Consider the following 507-nt stretch of genomic DNA (forward strand, 5'->3'; position numbering starts at 1 on the left):
ACGCAGCTGGTGGAAGACGATCGTGTCGTCGATACGGTTCAGGAACTCCGGGCGGAAGTGCTGCTTCAGCTCGTCGTTGACCTTGACCTTCATCCGGTCGTAGTTCGACTCGACGTCCTCGGAGGCCTGGAAGCCCAGCGAGACCGCCTTCGCCACGTCCCGGGTGCCCAGGTTCGTGGTCAGGATGATGACCGTGTTCTTGAAGTCGACGATCCGGCCCTGGCCGTCGGTCAGCCGGCCGTCCTCCAGGATCTGCAGCAGCGTGTTGAAGACGTCCGGGTGGGCCTTCTCGATCTCGTCGAACAGCACCACGCTGAACGGCTTGCGCCGCACCTTCTCGGTCAGCTGGCCACCCTCGTCGTAACCGACGTACCCGGGAGGCGCACCGACGAGCCGCGACACCGTGTACCGGTCGTGGAACTCGGACATGTCCAGCTGGATCAGCGCGTCCTCGGAGCCGAACAGGAACTCGGCGAGAGCCTTGGACAGCTCGGTCTTACCGACACC

The 507-nt window shown here is 64.1% G+C and carries 1 protein-coding gene; it reads right to left on the reverse strand.

All coding sequences use genetic code 11. The features are described from left to right. Positions 1-507: AAA family ATPase (locus tag ADL15_RS18180; RefSeq protein ID WP_157441447.1), on the reverse strand; the 507-nt coding region annotated here is incomplete at both ends.

The sequence above is a fragment of the Actinoplanes awajinensis subsp. mycoplanecinus genome (assembly GCF_001509495.1).
In the GTDB taxonomy this organism is placed as follows: domain Bacteria; phylum Actinomycetota; class Actinomycetes; order Mycobacteriales; family Micromonosporaceae; genus Actinoplanes; species Actinoplanes palleronii.